Origin of the sequence: Psychrobacter sp. van23A, assembly GCF_030845275.1 — a bacterium.
Classification (GTDB): domain Bacteria; phylum Pseudomonadota; class Gammaproteobacteria; order Pseudomonadales; family Moraxellaceae; genus Psychrobacter; species Psychrobacter faecalis.
Genome location: NZ_CP132595.1, coordinates 1502303 through 1516489, shown reverse-complemented (window position 1 = coordinate 1516489; position 14187 = coordinate 1502303). Strand labels below are relative to the sequence as shown.

Annotated in this window: 10 protein-coding genes; 3 read left to right on the top strand and 7 right to left on the bottom strand. The window is 43.3% G+C overall.

Going from position 1 to position 14187, the window contains the following annotated elements; genetic code table 11:
• The first annotated feature begins 33 nt into the window (after positions 1 to 33).
• From dld to ppc, 3 genes are all read left to right on the top strand, one after another.
• The gene (gene dld / locus RAH45_RS06465) at positions 34 to 1740 is read left to right on the top strand and encodes a D-lactate dehydrogenase (protein ID WP_306495919.1); all 1707 of its coding nucleotides are present in this window, start codon (positions 34 to 36) and stop codon (positions 1738 to 1740) included.
• A gap of 127 nt (positions 1741 to 1867) precedes the next feature.
• A complete protein-coding gene (lldD, locus tag RAH45_RS06460) occupies positions 1868 to 3010 on the top strand; it encodes an FMN-dependent L-lactate dehydrogenase LldD (RefSeq protein ID WP_068408375.1) in 1143 nt (380 codons plus the stop codon).
• A 270-nt stretch (positions 3011 to 3280) separates the two neighbouring features.
• Positions 3281 to 6061, top strand: a complete 2781-nt coding sequence (ppc, locus tag RAH45_RS06455) for a phosphoenolpyruvate carboxylase (RefSeq protein ID WP_306495871.1) — start codon at positions 3281 to 3283, stop codon at positions 6059 to 6061.
• A gap of 321 nt (positions 6062 to 6382) precedes the next feature.
• Here ppc and RAH45_RS06450 read toward each other — a convergent pair whose 3' ends face one another.
• From RAH45_RS06450 to RAH45_RS06420, 7 genes are all read right to left on the bottom strand, one after another.
• Positions 6383 to 7432 carry a dipeptidase gene (locus RAH45_RS06450; protein WP_087815437.1) on the bottom strand — a complete coding sequence of 350 codons (1050 nt, stop codon included), beginning with the start codon at positions 7430 to 7432 and terminating at the stop codon, positions 6383 to 6385.
• A gap of 2 nt (positions 7433 to 7434) precedes the next feature.
• The gene (gene pqqE / locus RAH45_RS06445) at positions 7435 to 8601 is read right to left on the bottom strand and encodes a pyrroloquinoline quinone biosynthesis protein PqqE (protein ID WP_087815439.1); all 1167 of its coding nucleotides are present in this window, start codon (positions 8599 to 8601) and stop codon (positions 7435 to 7437) included.
• The gene (gene pqqD / locus RAH45_RS06440) at positions 8598 to 8882 is read right to left on the bottom strand and encodes a pyrroloquinoline quinone biosynthesis peptide chaperone PqqD (protein WP_068407047.1); all 285 of its coding nucleotides are present in this window, start codon (positions 8880 to 8882) and stop codon (positions 8598 to 8600) included. The genes pqqE and pqqD overlap by 4 nt, the downstream gene beginning before the upstream one ends.
• Entirely contained in the window at positions 8879 to 9637 is a 759-nt protein-coding gene (gene pqqC, locus RAH45_RS06435; RefSeq protein WP_102076859.1) for a pyrroloquinoline-quinone synthase PqqC, read from the bottom strand. The genes pqqD and pqqC overlap by 4 nt, the downstream gene beginning before the upstream one ends.
• A gap of 21 nt (positions 9638 to 9658) precedes the next feature.
• On the bottom strand, positions 9659 to 10570 hold the full coding sequence (gene pqqB / locus RAH45_RS06430) for a pyrroloquinoline quinone biosynthesis protein PqqB (RefSeq protein WP_306495870.1): 912 nt from the start codon (positions 10568 to 10570) through the stop codon (positions 9659 to 9661).
• A 71-nt stretch (positions 10571 to 10641) separates the two neighbouring features.
• A complete protein-coding gene (pqqA, locus tag RAH45_RS06425) occupies positions 10642 to 10716 on the bottom strand; it encodes a pyrroloquinoline quinone precursor peptide PqqA (RefSeq protein WP_082894360.1) in 75 nt (24 codons plus the stop codon).
• A 257-nt stretch (positions 10717 to 10973) separates the two neighbouring features.
• Entirely contained in the window at positions 10974 to 13604 is a 2631-nt protein-coding gene (locus tag RAH45_RS06420) for a membrane-bound PQQ-dependent dehydrogenase, glucose/quinate/shikimate family (protein ID WP_306495869.1), read from the bottom strand.
• Positions 13605 to 14187 lie beyond the last annotated feature (583 nt).

Genomic DNA, 14187 nt, shown 5'->3' with positions numbered 1-14187 from the left:
CATATATCTTCGTCAAATCGCGATTCTCAAGGCATGCTTAGTCCTGATCAAGTACTAGACAAGCTAACACAATTACTGGGTGCTAGTAATGTACAGGCTGATCCAGAGAAAAATGAGCACTATAGAATGGGGTGGCGCTCTGGTGGTGGCAGTGCCTTAGCCGTTTTATTTCCGCAAACACTGCTGGAGATTTGGCGTAGCCTAGAAGTATGCGTTGAAGGCGACTGCATCATTATCATGCAAGCGGCTAAGACAGGTCTGACTGAAGGCTCAACACCGAGCGGTAATGACTACGATAGACCAGTTGTGGTGATTAATACGCTTGCAATGAACCAGTTGTATTTGGTGAATGACAACGAGCAAGTGATCAGCTTGCCTGGTGCGACATTGCATCAGCTACAAAGTCAGCTTAATGCTGTCAATAGAGCGCCTCATTCCGTCATCGGTTCCTCGACGTTAGGCGCGTCTATTATTGGCGGTATATCTAATAACTCTGGTGGGGCTTTGGTCAAAAGAGGGCCCGCCTATACCGAGCTTGCGTTGTTTGCCCAAATAAACGAACAAGGACAGCTGGTATTGGTTAATCATCTAGACGTAGAGCTAGGTGATATGCCAGAAGAAATACTGACTAATTTGCAAAATGGTAATTTTGATAAAAGAGAATTACCTGATAGTGGCAAGCTCGCATCTGACAAAGAGTACATCGCCAGAGTAAAAGACGTTGATGCAAGCACGCCCAGTCGCTTTAATGCGGACAAGCGCAGACTGTATGAAGCCAGTGGCTGCGCTGGCAAGCTTGCGGTGTTTGCAGTACGTCTTGACACTTATCCAATAGCGGCAAAAGAGAAAACCTTTTACATAGGCACTAACAGTGTGAGTGAGCTTGCACAGCTCAGAAGGCAGATACTATCAAGCTTCGACAATATCCCTGAAGTGGGCGAGTATATGCATCGTGATATATTTGATGTCTCCGCTAAATACGGTAAAGACACGTTCCTAAGTATTAAGCATCTCGGCACAGATGCCTTACCTAGATTGTTTTCTATCAAAGGCGCTATTGACGCTAAATTTCATAAGTGGTCATGGATGCCAAAGCATTTTACTGACAAAGTCATGCAGTTCATCGCTACTCTATTTCCAAAGCATTTACCGAAGCGCATGATTGAGTATCGTGAACAATATGAGCATCACCTAATCTTAAAAATGAGTGATGAAGGGATAGCAGAGGCACAGGATTTTCTGAAGACCTTCTTTGCTGCTTCAGACACGGGTAACTATTTTGAATGTAGCCAGGAAGAGTCAGAAAGCGCGCTTTTAAATCGTTTTGCGGCAGCCGGTGCCGCATTACGCTATGAAATCATACATGAAAAAGAAGTTGGTGAGATATTGGCATTAGATATTGCCATACCGCGTAATGAATTAGAATGGCTTGAAACCCTACCTGAAGAAATTGAAAAACACTTAGAGATGAAGCTGTATTACGGACACTTCTTTTGCTATGTGTTTCATCAAGATTATATTTTGAAGAAGGGCAGTGATGCACACCTTGTTAAAAAGATGATGTTAGAGCTATTGAGCGCACGCGGAGCCAAATATCCTGCTGAGCATAATGTAGGGCATCTATACGAAGCAGAGCCTGATTTGCAGAATTTCTATAAAAGCCTAGACCCAACCAATAGCTTTAATCCCGGCATCGGTAAAATGTCGAAAACCAAACGTAACTGCTCGTGCTGTGTGTAATAGTGAGTGTGGGTTGAGCTTGCCGCTTCAAAAATAAGCCAATTGCATCCATCGTTTAGCACTAATCAATAAATAATTAGAGATTCAAAAATATTACATAGATATTTAACAGAATAAGGGCAAGCGTATGATTATTTCATCTCCAAACGACTACAGGGCTGCTGCCAAGCGCCGACTGCCACCATTTCTATTTCATTATATAGATGGCGGTGCTTATGAGGAATATACCTTAAAACATAATGTTGAAGATTTATCGAAAATTGCCCTTAGACAACGTGTACTAAATGATATGTCACTGCTTAGTCTCGAGACGCAGTTATTTAATGAAACTCTGTCTATGCCTGTCGCGTTGTCACCCGTGGGTCTGACAGGTATGTATGCCCGCCGCGGAGAAGTGCAGGCCGCTATGGCAGCCGATCAAAAAGGCATTCCGTTTACCATGTCGACAGTTTCGGTTTGTCCGATTGAAGAAGTAGCGCCTAAAATTAACCGTCCGATGTGGTTCCAGCTTTATGTATTAAAGGACCGAGGTTTTATGAAAAATGCCTTGGAGCGTGCCAAAGCGGCGGGGTGTTCGACCTTGGTTTTTACGGTAGATATGCCAGTACCAGGGGCACGCTACCGAGATATGCACTCTGGTATGAGCGGTAAAAATGCTGCTATGCGCCGTTACTTACAGTCTATGACGCATCCGCAATGGGCATGGGATGTAGGGCTAAATGGCCGTCCGCACGATCTGGGCAATATCTCTACTTATTTAGGTAAGCCAACAGGATTGGAAGACTATATAGGCTGGCTAGGTAATAACTTTGACCCCTCTATTTCTTGGAAAGATTTAGATTGGATTCGCGAGTACTGGGATGGGCCTATGGTCATCAAAGGTATTTTGGACCCAGAAGATGCCAAAGATGCGGTGCGTTTTGGAGCCGACGGCATAGTCGTATCGAATCATGGTGGGCGACAGCTGGACGGTGTTTTATCCAGTGCACGTGCTCTGCCTCCTATTGCCGATGCAGTTAAAGGAGAGATTAAAATTTTAGCCGACTCTGGTATACGTAATGGCTTAGATATTGTGCGTATGTTGGCTTTGGGCGCTGATATTTGCATGCTAGGGCGCGCTTTTATTTATGCTTTAGCAGCGGATGGCGGTGCAGGGGTAAGCAATTTGTTAGAACTGCTAGATAAAGAAATACGCGTCGCAATGACCTTGACTGGTGCCAAAACGATTGCTGATATTAATTCTGACTGTTTAGTAAAGCTGGAGAATTAAACTTGAAGCCGTTAGTTTAGTCATCAATCGTAATAATGAAACTCATAATATTGTTGGCTGACTAGGGATAGACAGATATACCATTACAGGAATGGCTGACCCAGTATCACCAAAAAATAAATGATTAATACATAAAGCTGACAACGTCTTGGCTGATGAGAAGCGAGAGCTTCGAGATCCACATAAACAGGTTAAATGGCTTACACCATAGAAAACCTACATTTAAGACCGCACGACTATATTTGAATGAATTTGATCAGGAGATCAAGGATGACTATCGATAACGACGTATTACGTGACCGCATCAGCTTATTAGGCTCATTTCTGGGTAATGCAATTTCTCGGCAGACGGGCGAAGAAACACTTAATACGATTGAAACTCTGCGTAAAGGTTTTATCCAACAACGCCGCGCGCCTAACGAAGCGAACAAACAACAACTCATCGACTTCATCGCCTCGTTAGACAATCAAACCTTAAAAAACGTCATCCGTAGCTTTTCTATCTATTTCTTTTTAGCAAATCTAAGTGAGGAAAATTACTTACGCGAGCAGCGTCATGCCTTGCGTATGCAATCCGAGCAAAGCTGGGAAGGCTCGTTTCGCCGCACCTTGCTTGAATGTCGTGAGCGCAATATTGAACCTACTCAGATGCAAGAGCTGATTGAACAGCTAAAATTCATACCTGTCTTTACCGCGCATCCTACTGAAGCACGCCGCCGTACGACGATGAATCTATTACAAAGTCTGTTTACGCACAGCGATGCCTTAAACAATCTTGCAGAAGACAGCTTTGCCTACCAGCAAGCGAAAGAGAAAACGGCGCAGACGATTGATTTATTATGGTCATCTGATGAAGTGCGTACGCGTAAGCCATTAGTCTATGACGAGATCAATAATGGCCTGCATTATTTCAATGCCAGTTTATTCAATGCCATTCCAAAGGTTTATCGCAATATTAAAGACGCCATTATCGATATCTATCCAGAGCTAACCGATTATCCATTACCGGCGTTTATGAGCTTCGGCTCTTGGATCGGTGGTGACAGAGATGGCAATCCCTTTGTCACTCATGACACCACAGAAATGGCGGTGCTGATGCATGCCGATACCGTGCTACGTCATTATCAAGTCTTGATCAAGAAACTGCGCCGTGAACTTATTCATAGCGATACGATTGTTGTCATTGAGCCTAATGTGTATGCTCGTATAAAAGCGTACACCACTCACGATCAAAAAGTATTTTATTATAATCCTGACGATTACAACAATGAGCCGTATCGAAGGTTGTTATCGATTATCCTTGCCAAGATAAAAGCGACCAATCGCCACATTCAAAGTAAAGGTACAGACCTTGACGCCGAACAAGATGCTTACGCCAACCCACAAGAGTTATTAGAAGATTTACGCATCATCCGAAAAAGTGTCAATACTCATGACAAAGCACATAGTGACGGCTTATTACTTGATACGATTCGTCTGGTCAAAACCTGCGGCTTTCATCTAGCAGCGCTCGATATCCGCCAAGAATCGTCTTATCATAGTGAAGTGATCGCCGATATTTTCGCCAATGCCTCGAACTTACCAGACTATCAGACGCTGGGTGAAACCGAGCGCCAAGAGTGGTTGACGCGCTTACTTGAAAAGCCCGGTACACCGCTCATTTATACCGATAACTTGAGTGATAAAACACGCGAACAATTGGCTTTGATGAACTCTGTGGCAACCTTACGTAAACTGGTCGGGCAAGATACTTTCGGCAGTTACGTCATATCAATGACCAATAACGCCAGTCAATTATTAGAAGTCTTACTACTCATGCGTTTTGCAGGCTTATGTACAGTGAATGACGAAGGGCAACTGTCCGCTGACTTACCCGTCGCACCCTTGTTTGAAACCATCGAAGACCTTAAAAATATCGATAAGATTTTACCTGCCGTCTTGGATAATCCGCTTTATCGAGGGTTGCTGCAACACTTAGATAACACCCAAGAAATCATGCTGGGTTATTCAGATTCATCAAAAGATGGCGGTATTATCACCTCTGCATGGCAGCTGTATAGCGCGCAGCAAACCATTAACCGTATCGCTGAGGAATATGGTATCAAAACCCGCTTGTTTCATGGCCGTGGTGGCTCTGTCAGTCGTGGTGGCGGCTCAACACATAATGCAATTGCCGCTCAGCCCGCAGGGACACTGCATGGAGAAATTAAAGTCACCGAGCAGGGCGAAGTCCTTTATGCCAAATATGCCAACACCGATACCGCTGTGTTTGAGCTAACCATGGGCATCACTGGTACCCTCAAAGCGTGCTCAACAAGATTTGTGGTGCAACCGCCTGAACTACCAAATTATGAAGCACTCTTTGCGCGTCTAGCCGATGCGGGTGAACAAAGTTATCGTACGCTTACTGACCATACCGAAGGGTTTTATCAGTTCTACTCACAAGTGACGCCAGTGCAGGAAATCTCTTTATTAAATATCGGCTCACGCCCAGCGCACCGTAACAAAGGTCTGCCTAGTAAGACAACCTTGCGGGCGATTCCCTGGGTGTTTGGTTGGTCTTTAGCGCGCTTTACCCTACCAGCTTGGTATGGCGTAGGTAGTGCTCTTCATAGCGTTAAAGAAGACGAAGCTTTAATGAGAGAGATGAACAGTTGCTGGCCATTTTTTAACGTATTTATTAGCAATATTGAAATGGCTTTTACTAAGTCTGAGATGAGCATTGCTCAGGCTTATAGCCAATTATGTGACAATGCGAGGTTACGTGAACAGATTATGAAAGCAGTAATCGATGAGCATCACCTAACCTTCTCAGGTTTAAATTCTTTGCTCAACCAAACATCGTTATTGGCGCATCAGCAAAACCTTGCCGCATCACTGCAATGGCGAGATGCTTATTTAGATCCAATGAATTACATCCAAATAGAGTTGTTAAAACGTGCTAGACAAAAAGAGACTATAGATGATGTTAGCCATGGCGACCTTGATGTTGAAGATCCATTAATCCGTAGTATCAATGCGTTGGCAGCGGGTCTACGCAATACGGGTTAATTAATAGAGAATTACGTTCAGATATCTAACTTATGACCTAAATACATTGACTTCCTTTAATTAAATTAAGAAGGTTGAAAAGGTGTAAGGGTCAACTAATTTAGATGTGGGTGGGTTTCTATCGTCAGGCTCCCTAACTAAAATCTCCCGAATTTTTTTATACGGATTTGACGGTAGGGGTCAGTCAGCTACCAGCTATCGAGACGACCCGTATGTAACTTGGTGAAACAGATGCTTGATTATGCCACTACAGTCTATTAATTAGGCAGCAATTGAGACAAGATGTTAGAAAAAAATATTGCCTCTCAAAAAGCTCGATTATCACTGCCATATCCTATCCAGCACAGTGAACCAATTCTTTGACGTAATCTTTTCAATGAGTGGATCGGAGAAATGTCGTTGTTGCATGTGCTCAATCAGCATAGAGATTTGACTGATATCAGATAACTCATCTGGCAATAGACAACCATCAAAATCAGAGCCAAAACCGACGTGATCTTCGCCTAAATGGTCAACTAGATAATCAAGATGATCGACAATCACATCAACTGAAGTTTGCGTGTTGCGTTGACCGTCAGCACGAAGAAATGCAACATCAAAGTTCACCCCAACCATACCACCGCTTTGTTTAATGGCAGCCAGTTGCTGGTCAGTCAAATTCCTTGCTTGCTGACATAACGCGTGTGCATTAGAGTGTGTCGCGACAATGGGCTGATCAATAATCTCTAACGTATCCCAAAAAGCACGCTCATTCATATGCGACACATCGATTAGCATATGTTTTTCACGACACTTTAAAATGAGGTCTTTACCTTGATCCGTGAGACCAGATCCTGTATCGGGAGAATGAGGAAAGGAGGCATTTAAGCCATCACCAAAGAGGCTTTTTCTATTCCAGAGTGGCCCTATACTTCTAAGACCTGCATCATAAAACACATCCAGCAGTTCAGGCTGTATAGCCAAAAACTCAGCACCTTCCAAATGCAAAACGATGGCCAGTTGCTTATTCTGCTGACAAGCTTGGATTTGTTCTAATGAAGTACAAATCTGGATTTGACCATCAGATCTTGCCTGTAATTGCTGTGCAAGTGCTAATTGCGCACAGCAGATATCGACGATTTCTTGCGGAGTGAAGTCTGAATGTGATGGATTGGCTAACTTGTCAGGATGGTTGTTTTTCACATAAGCGTAGGGCGGCAGGAAAATAGAAAATAATCCGCCCATCCATCCCGCTTTCTGACAACGTTGTAAATCCAAATGTCCCGGTAACGTGCCATAAATGAAATCGTGCACAGGATCGACAGCTGAACTCAGCCACAGGCGAGTTAACAGATCATTATGTCCATCAAATATTACAGGTTGAGCGTTCATATTCAATCCGTTACCGTACGAGTAGGTATCAGTTGTTCTTCATTCAGCTGTTTGTTACTTAGCCGCTTAGAGTTTTTAGGGTTACGAAAACGCAATTCCTCAAAAGGTACAGGCGTCTCGCTATTGATACGCGCTTCCTCGATCAGATAATGATAAGGTGATTTGCCACACACAGGATCGGCGTTTTTTGCATCTCCAGTCAGCATAAACGCTTGGCAACGACAGCCACCGTAATCCCGCTCTTTATCTGGGCAGCTTTGGCAGATGTCGGGCATCCAATCGTCACCGCGAAACTGGTTAAAACTCGCAGACTCATACCAGATATCTGACAGCTGGGTATCGCGTACGTTAGGGAACTGTATTGGCATTTGTCTGGCAGCATGGCAAGGTAGCGCTGTGCCATCAGGTGCTACTGTTAAGAAAATCTTGCCCCAACCATCCATACAAGGTTTCGGACGTTCTTCATAATAGTCAGGCACTACGAAAATAAGTTTGCATTTGATACCACGTTCTTCAATTTTTTCACGATATTCATTGGTAATGCGTTCTGCACTGACTACTTGCGCTTTGGTTGGTAGCAAACCCTCTATGTTTTCAAAAGCCCAACCATAAAACTGACAAATAGCCAGCTCGACCGTATCCGCTTCCAGCTCTAAACACAGATCAATAATCTGGTCAATCTGATCAATGTTTTGCCGATGAATCACAAAGTTAAGCACCATCGGATAGTCGTATTGTTTGACCAGACGTGACATCTCATACTTTTGCTCAAAAGCATGTTTCGAACCTGCCAAGAGATTGTTTACCGATGGATCACTGGCTTGAAAACTGATTTGGATATGCTGAAGGCCTGCTTCTTTTAGACTCGCGATTCTAGCTTCAGTAAGTCCCATACCTGAGGTGATGAGGTTGGTATAAAAACCTTGCTTGTGCGCATAAGCGACCATTTCTTCTAAGTCTTGACGCACCAGTGGCTCACCGCCAGAAAACCCAAGCTGCACCGCGCCCATTTGCCGCGCCTGATCAAACACATCAAACCATTCCTTTGTCGTCAGCTCTTCTTTGTACTGAGCATAGTCAATGGGATTGGAGCAATACGGGCATTGTAAGGGGCAACGATAGGTCAACTCAGCGAGTAACCATAGCGGCAGTCCGACGGGTGCAGTCATACTAAATCAATCCAATGTTCACGTTGAGCCACCAACATATATTCGATAATGTCTTGCTCGATTTCAGGTATATCACCAAACATAGCCTTCACCTTTTTAATAATATCAGCAATGGACGCTTGACCATCAATGTGTTGACCGATGATGCTGGCACTCTCATTTAATTTGATCATCCCTTCAGGATACAGCAACACATAAGCGTTCTGTGCAGGCTCAAACTGAAAGCGATAACCATGACGCCATACTGGGACGATAGAGTGATCTAGTTCAGGTAAACTCATTTGAACAATCCTTTATGCCAGACATTATCATCAGTGACGCTTTGGTAAGGGGCTTGATTATGGACATAGGCCAAGCTCAAAGAATCCAAAATGGTCCACAAAATATCCAGTTTAAATTGTAGAATCTCTAACATACGCTCTTGTTGTTCAACTGTTTTGAATGAGTCGAGCGTAATGGTTAGGCCATGCTCAACATCGCGGCGGGCCTGACTTAAGCGCGAGCGAAAATAGGTATAACCTTGCTCTTTAATCCAAGGATAATGTTTTGGCCAAGACTCTAAGCGCGATTGATGAATCTGCGGGGCAAAAAGCTCTGTCAGTGAGCTGCTGGCTGCTTCTCGCCATGAGGTACGACGCGCAAAATTTACATAAGCATCGACTGCAAAACGTACACCCGGCAACACCAATTCTTCAGAAATCACTTGTTCGCGGCTAAGACCAACCGCTTCTGCCAGACTCAACCATGCTTCACGACCGCCACCATCAGGATACACGCCATCTTGATCAATCATGCGCTGAATCCACTCTTGACGCACCCGCTGATCGGGGCAATTCGCCATGATTGCCGCATCTTTCAAGGGAATATTGATTTGATAATAGAATCTGTTGGCGACCCACGCTTGAATCTGCTGTTGGGTCGCTTGTCCTTCATGCATCATGATATGAAAAGGGTGGTAAATATGGTAATACTGACCTTTAGCCATAATCGCTTGTTCAAAGGCCTCTACGCTTAGGGCTATTTTTTCTTCTTGCATTATCTTCATTTTGCTGTCGCCTTACAATTCAATCTGCATACCATCAAACGCCACTTCAACACCGTGTTGTTTCAATGTTGCAGCCTGTTCAGATTGTTCATTCAATATTGGGTTGGTGTTATTAATGTGGACCAATACCTTACGAATGTTTTTGAGCTGATCTAAATAGTGCAGTGATCCATCTTCACCACTAATGTGTAAATGCCCCATGTCTTGGCCTGTTTTTGTACCGACACCGCATTCTTGCATCTCACTGTCAGTCCATAAAGTGCCATCAATCATCACACAATCAGAGGCTTCCATAATCTGCATAATATCATCGTCAATTTTGCCCAAACCTGGCGCGTAAAAGAGTTGTTTTTGCGTTTTTAAGTCTTTTACAATCAGCGCAATATTATCGCCATCATGGGGGTTATTACGATGTGGCGAGTAGGGTGGTGCCGAGCTTCTAATCACCAAAGGCGTCAATTCTAAATTGCTAAAACCTTCAATATTAAAGGTCTGTTTCGGATCAATTTGGTGATATTGCAGGCCACCATTCCAGTGTTTCAACATATTGAAAATAGGAAACCCTGTCGTGAGATCTTGGTAGACCATCTCAGTACACCAAACAGGAATCGGACACCCTTCTCGCAGGGTCAATAGCCCAGTCGTATGGTCAAGCTGACTGTCCATCAAAACCACATTCGTGATGCCTGTATCTCTCAGGTTACGTGCTGGCTGTGCCGCCTTAAATTCAAATAATTGCTGACGAATATCAGGTGACGCGTTGAATAAAATCCAATCTATGCCATTCTCTGATATGGCTATCGAAGACTGGGTGCGGGTCTTTGCTTCAATTGTGCCTTGACGAACACCATGACAATTATAGCAATTGCAATTCCACTGTGGAAAACCACCACCAGCCGCTGAGCCTAAAACGTGAATATACATAAATCAATATTTCCAAAAAAATAAAAGCCCTAATCATCTAGGGCTTTTAATGTATTTAAGTCTAGTAAATTTTAACGCGCTTCAAAATACATAGTGACTTCGAAACCGATACGGATATCTTGAAAAGCTGGTTTAGTCCATTGCATAGGATTACTCCGGAAAGATCTCACTAGCTAATAAGTAAGATTAGTAAAAAGAATCTTTAATGGTATTCTAATCTAGCCCCTGCTGTCAAATCTGTAAAAAGACGGGAAACATTTTAGTTACGCAGTCTAACAGTAGTAATCAAACTATACTTATCTTGGCATATACCACTGTTCATTGTAAGGTAAATTGGATATATGCCTTAGTAATAAAACGGCAATGAATCAAATCATTACCGCTTCATTAAACAGGTATGATGTTACTTGGCTTTGTCAGCAAGTTTATAAGCCATAACATAATCCCCAATAGTAGTACCAACTGAACCATGTCCACCAGCTACCAATACGACCATCTGCTCACCTTTAGAATTTAGATAAGTCATAGGCGTCGCTTGGCCACCTGCTGGAATACGAACATTCCACAATACATCGCCATTTTTTAAATCATAGGCGCGGAAGTTGTTTTCAGTAGCCGCTGACAAAAATGCTACGCCTCCTTTTGTGATGATGGGTCCGCCAATACCAGGAACACCCAGCTCAAACTTCAATGGAATAGGGGACAAATCTTGCACGGTACCGTTTCTACGTTGATAGGCAATCTCACCGGTTGCTAGGTCAGCACCCGCTATTGTGCCCCATGGTGGTTGCTGACAAGGAATGCCTAACGGTGATAAAAATGGTCCCAGCTCTACCGCGTAATCTGCACCTTTATTTTCATTAACTCCTTGCTCTCCTGTATTGGTTTCTCCCTCACCAAGATTGTCTCTAGGAATGAGTTTTGATGTAAATGCCAAATAAGTTGGCATACCAAACATTACGCCATTTTCAGGATCAACGGCGAGGCCGCCCCAGTTAAAGGTACCGAAGTTACCAGGATAGACCAAACTGCCATTCGTCGATGGTGGTGTATAACGACCATCATAATTGAGTTGGTTAAACTCAATACGGCACATCATCTGATCAATGAGGCTAGCGCCCCACATGTCTTTTTCTTTCAACATCGGCGGCTCAAAACTCAAACCAGAGTAAGGTTGCGTTGGAGCGGCATGTTCACCTGCAACCAAGTAACCTTGCGGCGCGGCGCGTTCTTTGATCGGTACGATTGGCTCGCCTGTTGCGCGATTCAATACATACACATCGCCTTGTTTGGTGGGAACAACCAGTGCAGGCTGAACACCTTCTTTGGTTTTTAAGTCAAGTAAGCTTGGCTGAGCTGGCGTGTCCATATCCCAAAGATCATGGTGAACAAATTGTTGAACCCAGCGCGCTTTACCTGTTTTAATGTCTAAAGCGACAACAGACGTCGCATATTTTTCTTCATCTGCGGTTCGATAGCTGCCTAATTGATCCGGTACACGATTACCCATAGGGAAATAGACCAAACCAAGTTCTTCATCAGCGCTGGCGATCGCCCATGAGTTTGGTGAACTGGTTTTGTACATCTGAGTTGGATCATTGACATCGAAAGGCGCTGTGTTATCAGGATCTCCTGAATCCCAGTTCCATAGTAGCTCGCCAGTATTGACATCATACGCACGAATAACACCAGAAGGTGAATTGACGTCGTAGTTATCATTAACGGCACCTGCCACCACAATCGTATTGCCTACCACTATCGGAGGCGACGTTGAATAATAATAACCCGCTTGTTTAAATGGCATATTGTGCATTAAATCTAAAACACCATCTTTACCAAAATCTTGACAACGTTGCCCAGTATTTGGGTCAAGTGCATATAACTTAGCATCGGAAGTTGGAATAAATATTTTTGCATCGCATTGCTTAGACGCGTTTTCAAAGGTATTACCAGCTACTTTCTGAACTGGTGTATGGCCGGTCTTGATAGTTGTGTTAGTCACAGCTGCATTATTGGTATTTGCGCCATTGATGGCATTATTACTATTTGTCTCATCATTAACAACTGGAGAAATACTATCAGTACCAGCTTGACCTGCATAATAGGACACGCCTCGACACGTTTGATGTTGGCGTTGTAGATTTTTTCCTACTTTGGGGTCAAACTTCCATAATGTTTGACCAGAGTCTGCGTCCAAAGCTAATACCCAGTTGTGTGGAGTGCACATATATAGGGCATTGCCAATCTTTAAAGGAGTTGCCTGATAGGTGGTCTCACCGATATCATTAGGACCTTTGACATCACCTGTTTGAATTTGCCAAGCAAGCTCTAAGTCTTTGACATTATCAGTGGTGATTTGAGTCAGAGGCGAGTAGCGCTGCCCATAGTCAGTACCACCATACGCGCTCCACTCACCCTCTGGCGTTTGCTCGCCATTTGATAACGGAACACCAAGATTTGTAGGTGTTGAATTTTGATCAGCACCATCTTTGGCAGTTAAATTGAGTTCACCTAACTTATCGGTGGCATTATTAGCCATACTACCAAAAGAGATCAGTGCGCCCACAACCACACTAGCCAGCAATCCCCAATAATAAATAGGGTTTTTTGAGTTATTTTTGGCGTCTTTGAAGGGAGTTGTAATAAGATTTTCGGAATGTAAGCTCGATGCACCATTAGCAACTAAATTTTTATCAGAGCTCTTTGATACTCGAGTTTTATTACCCTGCATCTTGTTAGATACCCATGGCAATAACATTAATAAACCAAATATCAGCGGAAAGCCCAAGCGAGTTGCCAGTGCCCACCAATAAAACCCAGATTCCCAAAGCGCCCAAGCCAGGGTCGCTATAATAAAAATAGTATAGAGCCCATAGGCGCTCCAATGTCTTTTAAATAGCAAGAATGCTGTGACAAGCATCGTAATGCCAGCAATAACATAGTAAGCGCTACCGCCTAACGAGAGTAAGTAGGTACCTCCAATAAGCAAAGGTGCGGCAAAAACCGCCATAATAATAGCTATGAATTTTTCCATGAGCGGAACCACCTGTTTATATAAAAGCAGATTGGCATGCAATGATGGACGACCAGTTAAAACTAGGCGTCCATCATTACATACCTATGTAATTAACAAATAAATCAAACGTCGAATAACGTTTTGGACTTTATTTTATCACTTATACACAAGATCAGTAAAGGTGAGGTAAGATAGGAAAAACTGTTTGGTAAGTGTTTTAGATACTAGGGCGTGTCTTCATTTTAAAAATGGTGATAAAAATTAGATAAATTGTAGTCAAACAAGGAAAATAGCGCCGTTAATATCGGGATATTACCTAGCTATTTGATGAAGTTTGGCAAAATTTAGCCATTTTTAGCCCATTTAGATGTCCATCGATTGAATTGAAGACACGCCCTAAACTGTTTTTGATATAAATCCATAAATGCATAGCCTAAGACTCAAGTCCTCACTAGCAGACTGAGCTTCTTCCTAGAGATGTTACGTTAAATGGTTTTCATGCAAAAAAAGTCATCGGTTCGAGTGCTCGAAAATAGCTCTGCTATCATGAGAATAATACATAAGTTTAAGTTCCAAAAAACTATCTATAGAAATCTGCTAT

Bases quoted from the DNA above. Each gene is read 5' to 3' on its own strand.
- dld (WP_306495919.1), top strand. From the start codon at position 34: ATGCTTAGTCCTGATCAAGTACTAGACAAGCTAACACAATTACTGGGT.
- lldD (WP_068408375.1), top strand. From the start codon at position 1,868: ATGATTATTTCATCTCCAAACGACTACAGGGCTGCTGCCAAGCGCCGA.
- ppc (WP_306495871.1), top strand. From the start codon at position 3,281: ATGACTATCGATAACGACGTATTACGTGACCGCATCAGCTTATTAGGC.
- RAH45_RS06450 (WP_087815437.1), bottom strand. From the start codon at position 7,432: ATGAACGCTCAACCTGTAATATTTGATGGACATAATGATCTGTTAACT.
- pqqE (WP_087815439.1), bottom strand. From the start codon at position 8,601: ATGACTGCACCCGTCGGACTGCCGCTATGGTTACTCGCTGAGTTGACC.
- pqqD (WP_068407047.1), bottom strand. From the start codon at position 8,882: ATGAGTTTACCTGAACTAGATCACTCTATCGTCCCAGTATGGCGTCAT.
- pqqC (WP_102076859.1), bottom strand. From the start codon at position 9,637: ATGCAAGAAGAAAAAATAGCCCTAAGCGTAGAGGCCTTTGAACAAGCG.
- pqqB (WP_306495870.1), bottom strand. From the start codon at position 10,570: ATGTATATTCACGTTTTAGGCTCAGCGGCTGGTGGTGGTTTTCCACAG.
- RAH45_RS06420 (WP_306495869.1), bottom strand. From the start codon at position 13,604: ATGGAAAAATTCATAGCTATTATTATGGCGGTTTTTGCCGCACCTTTG.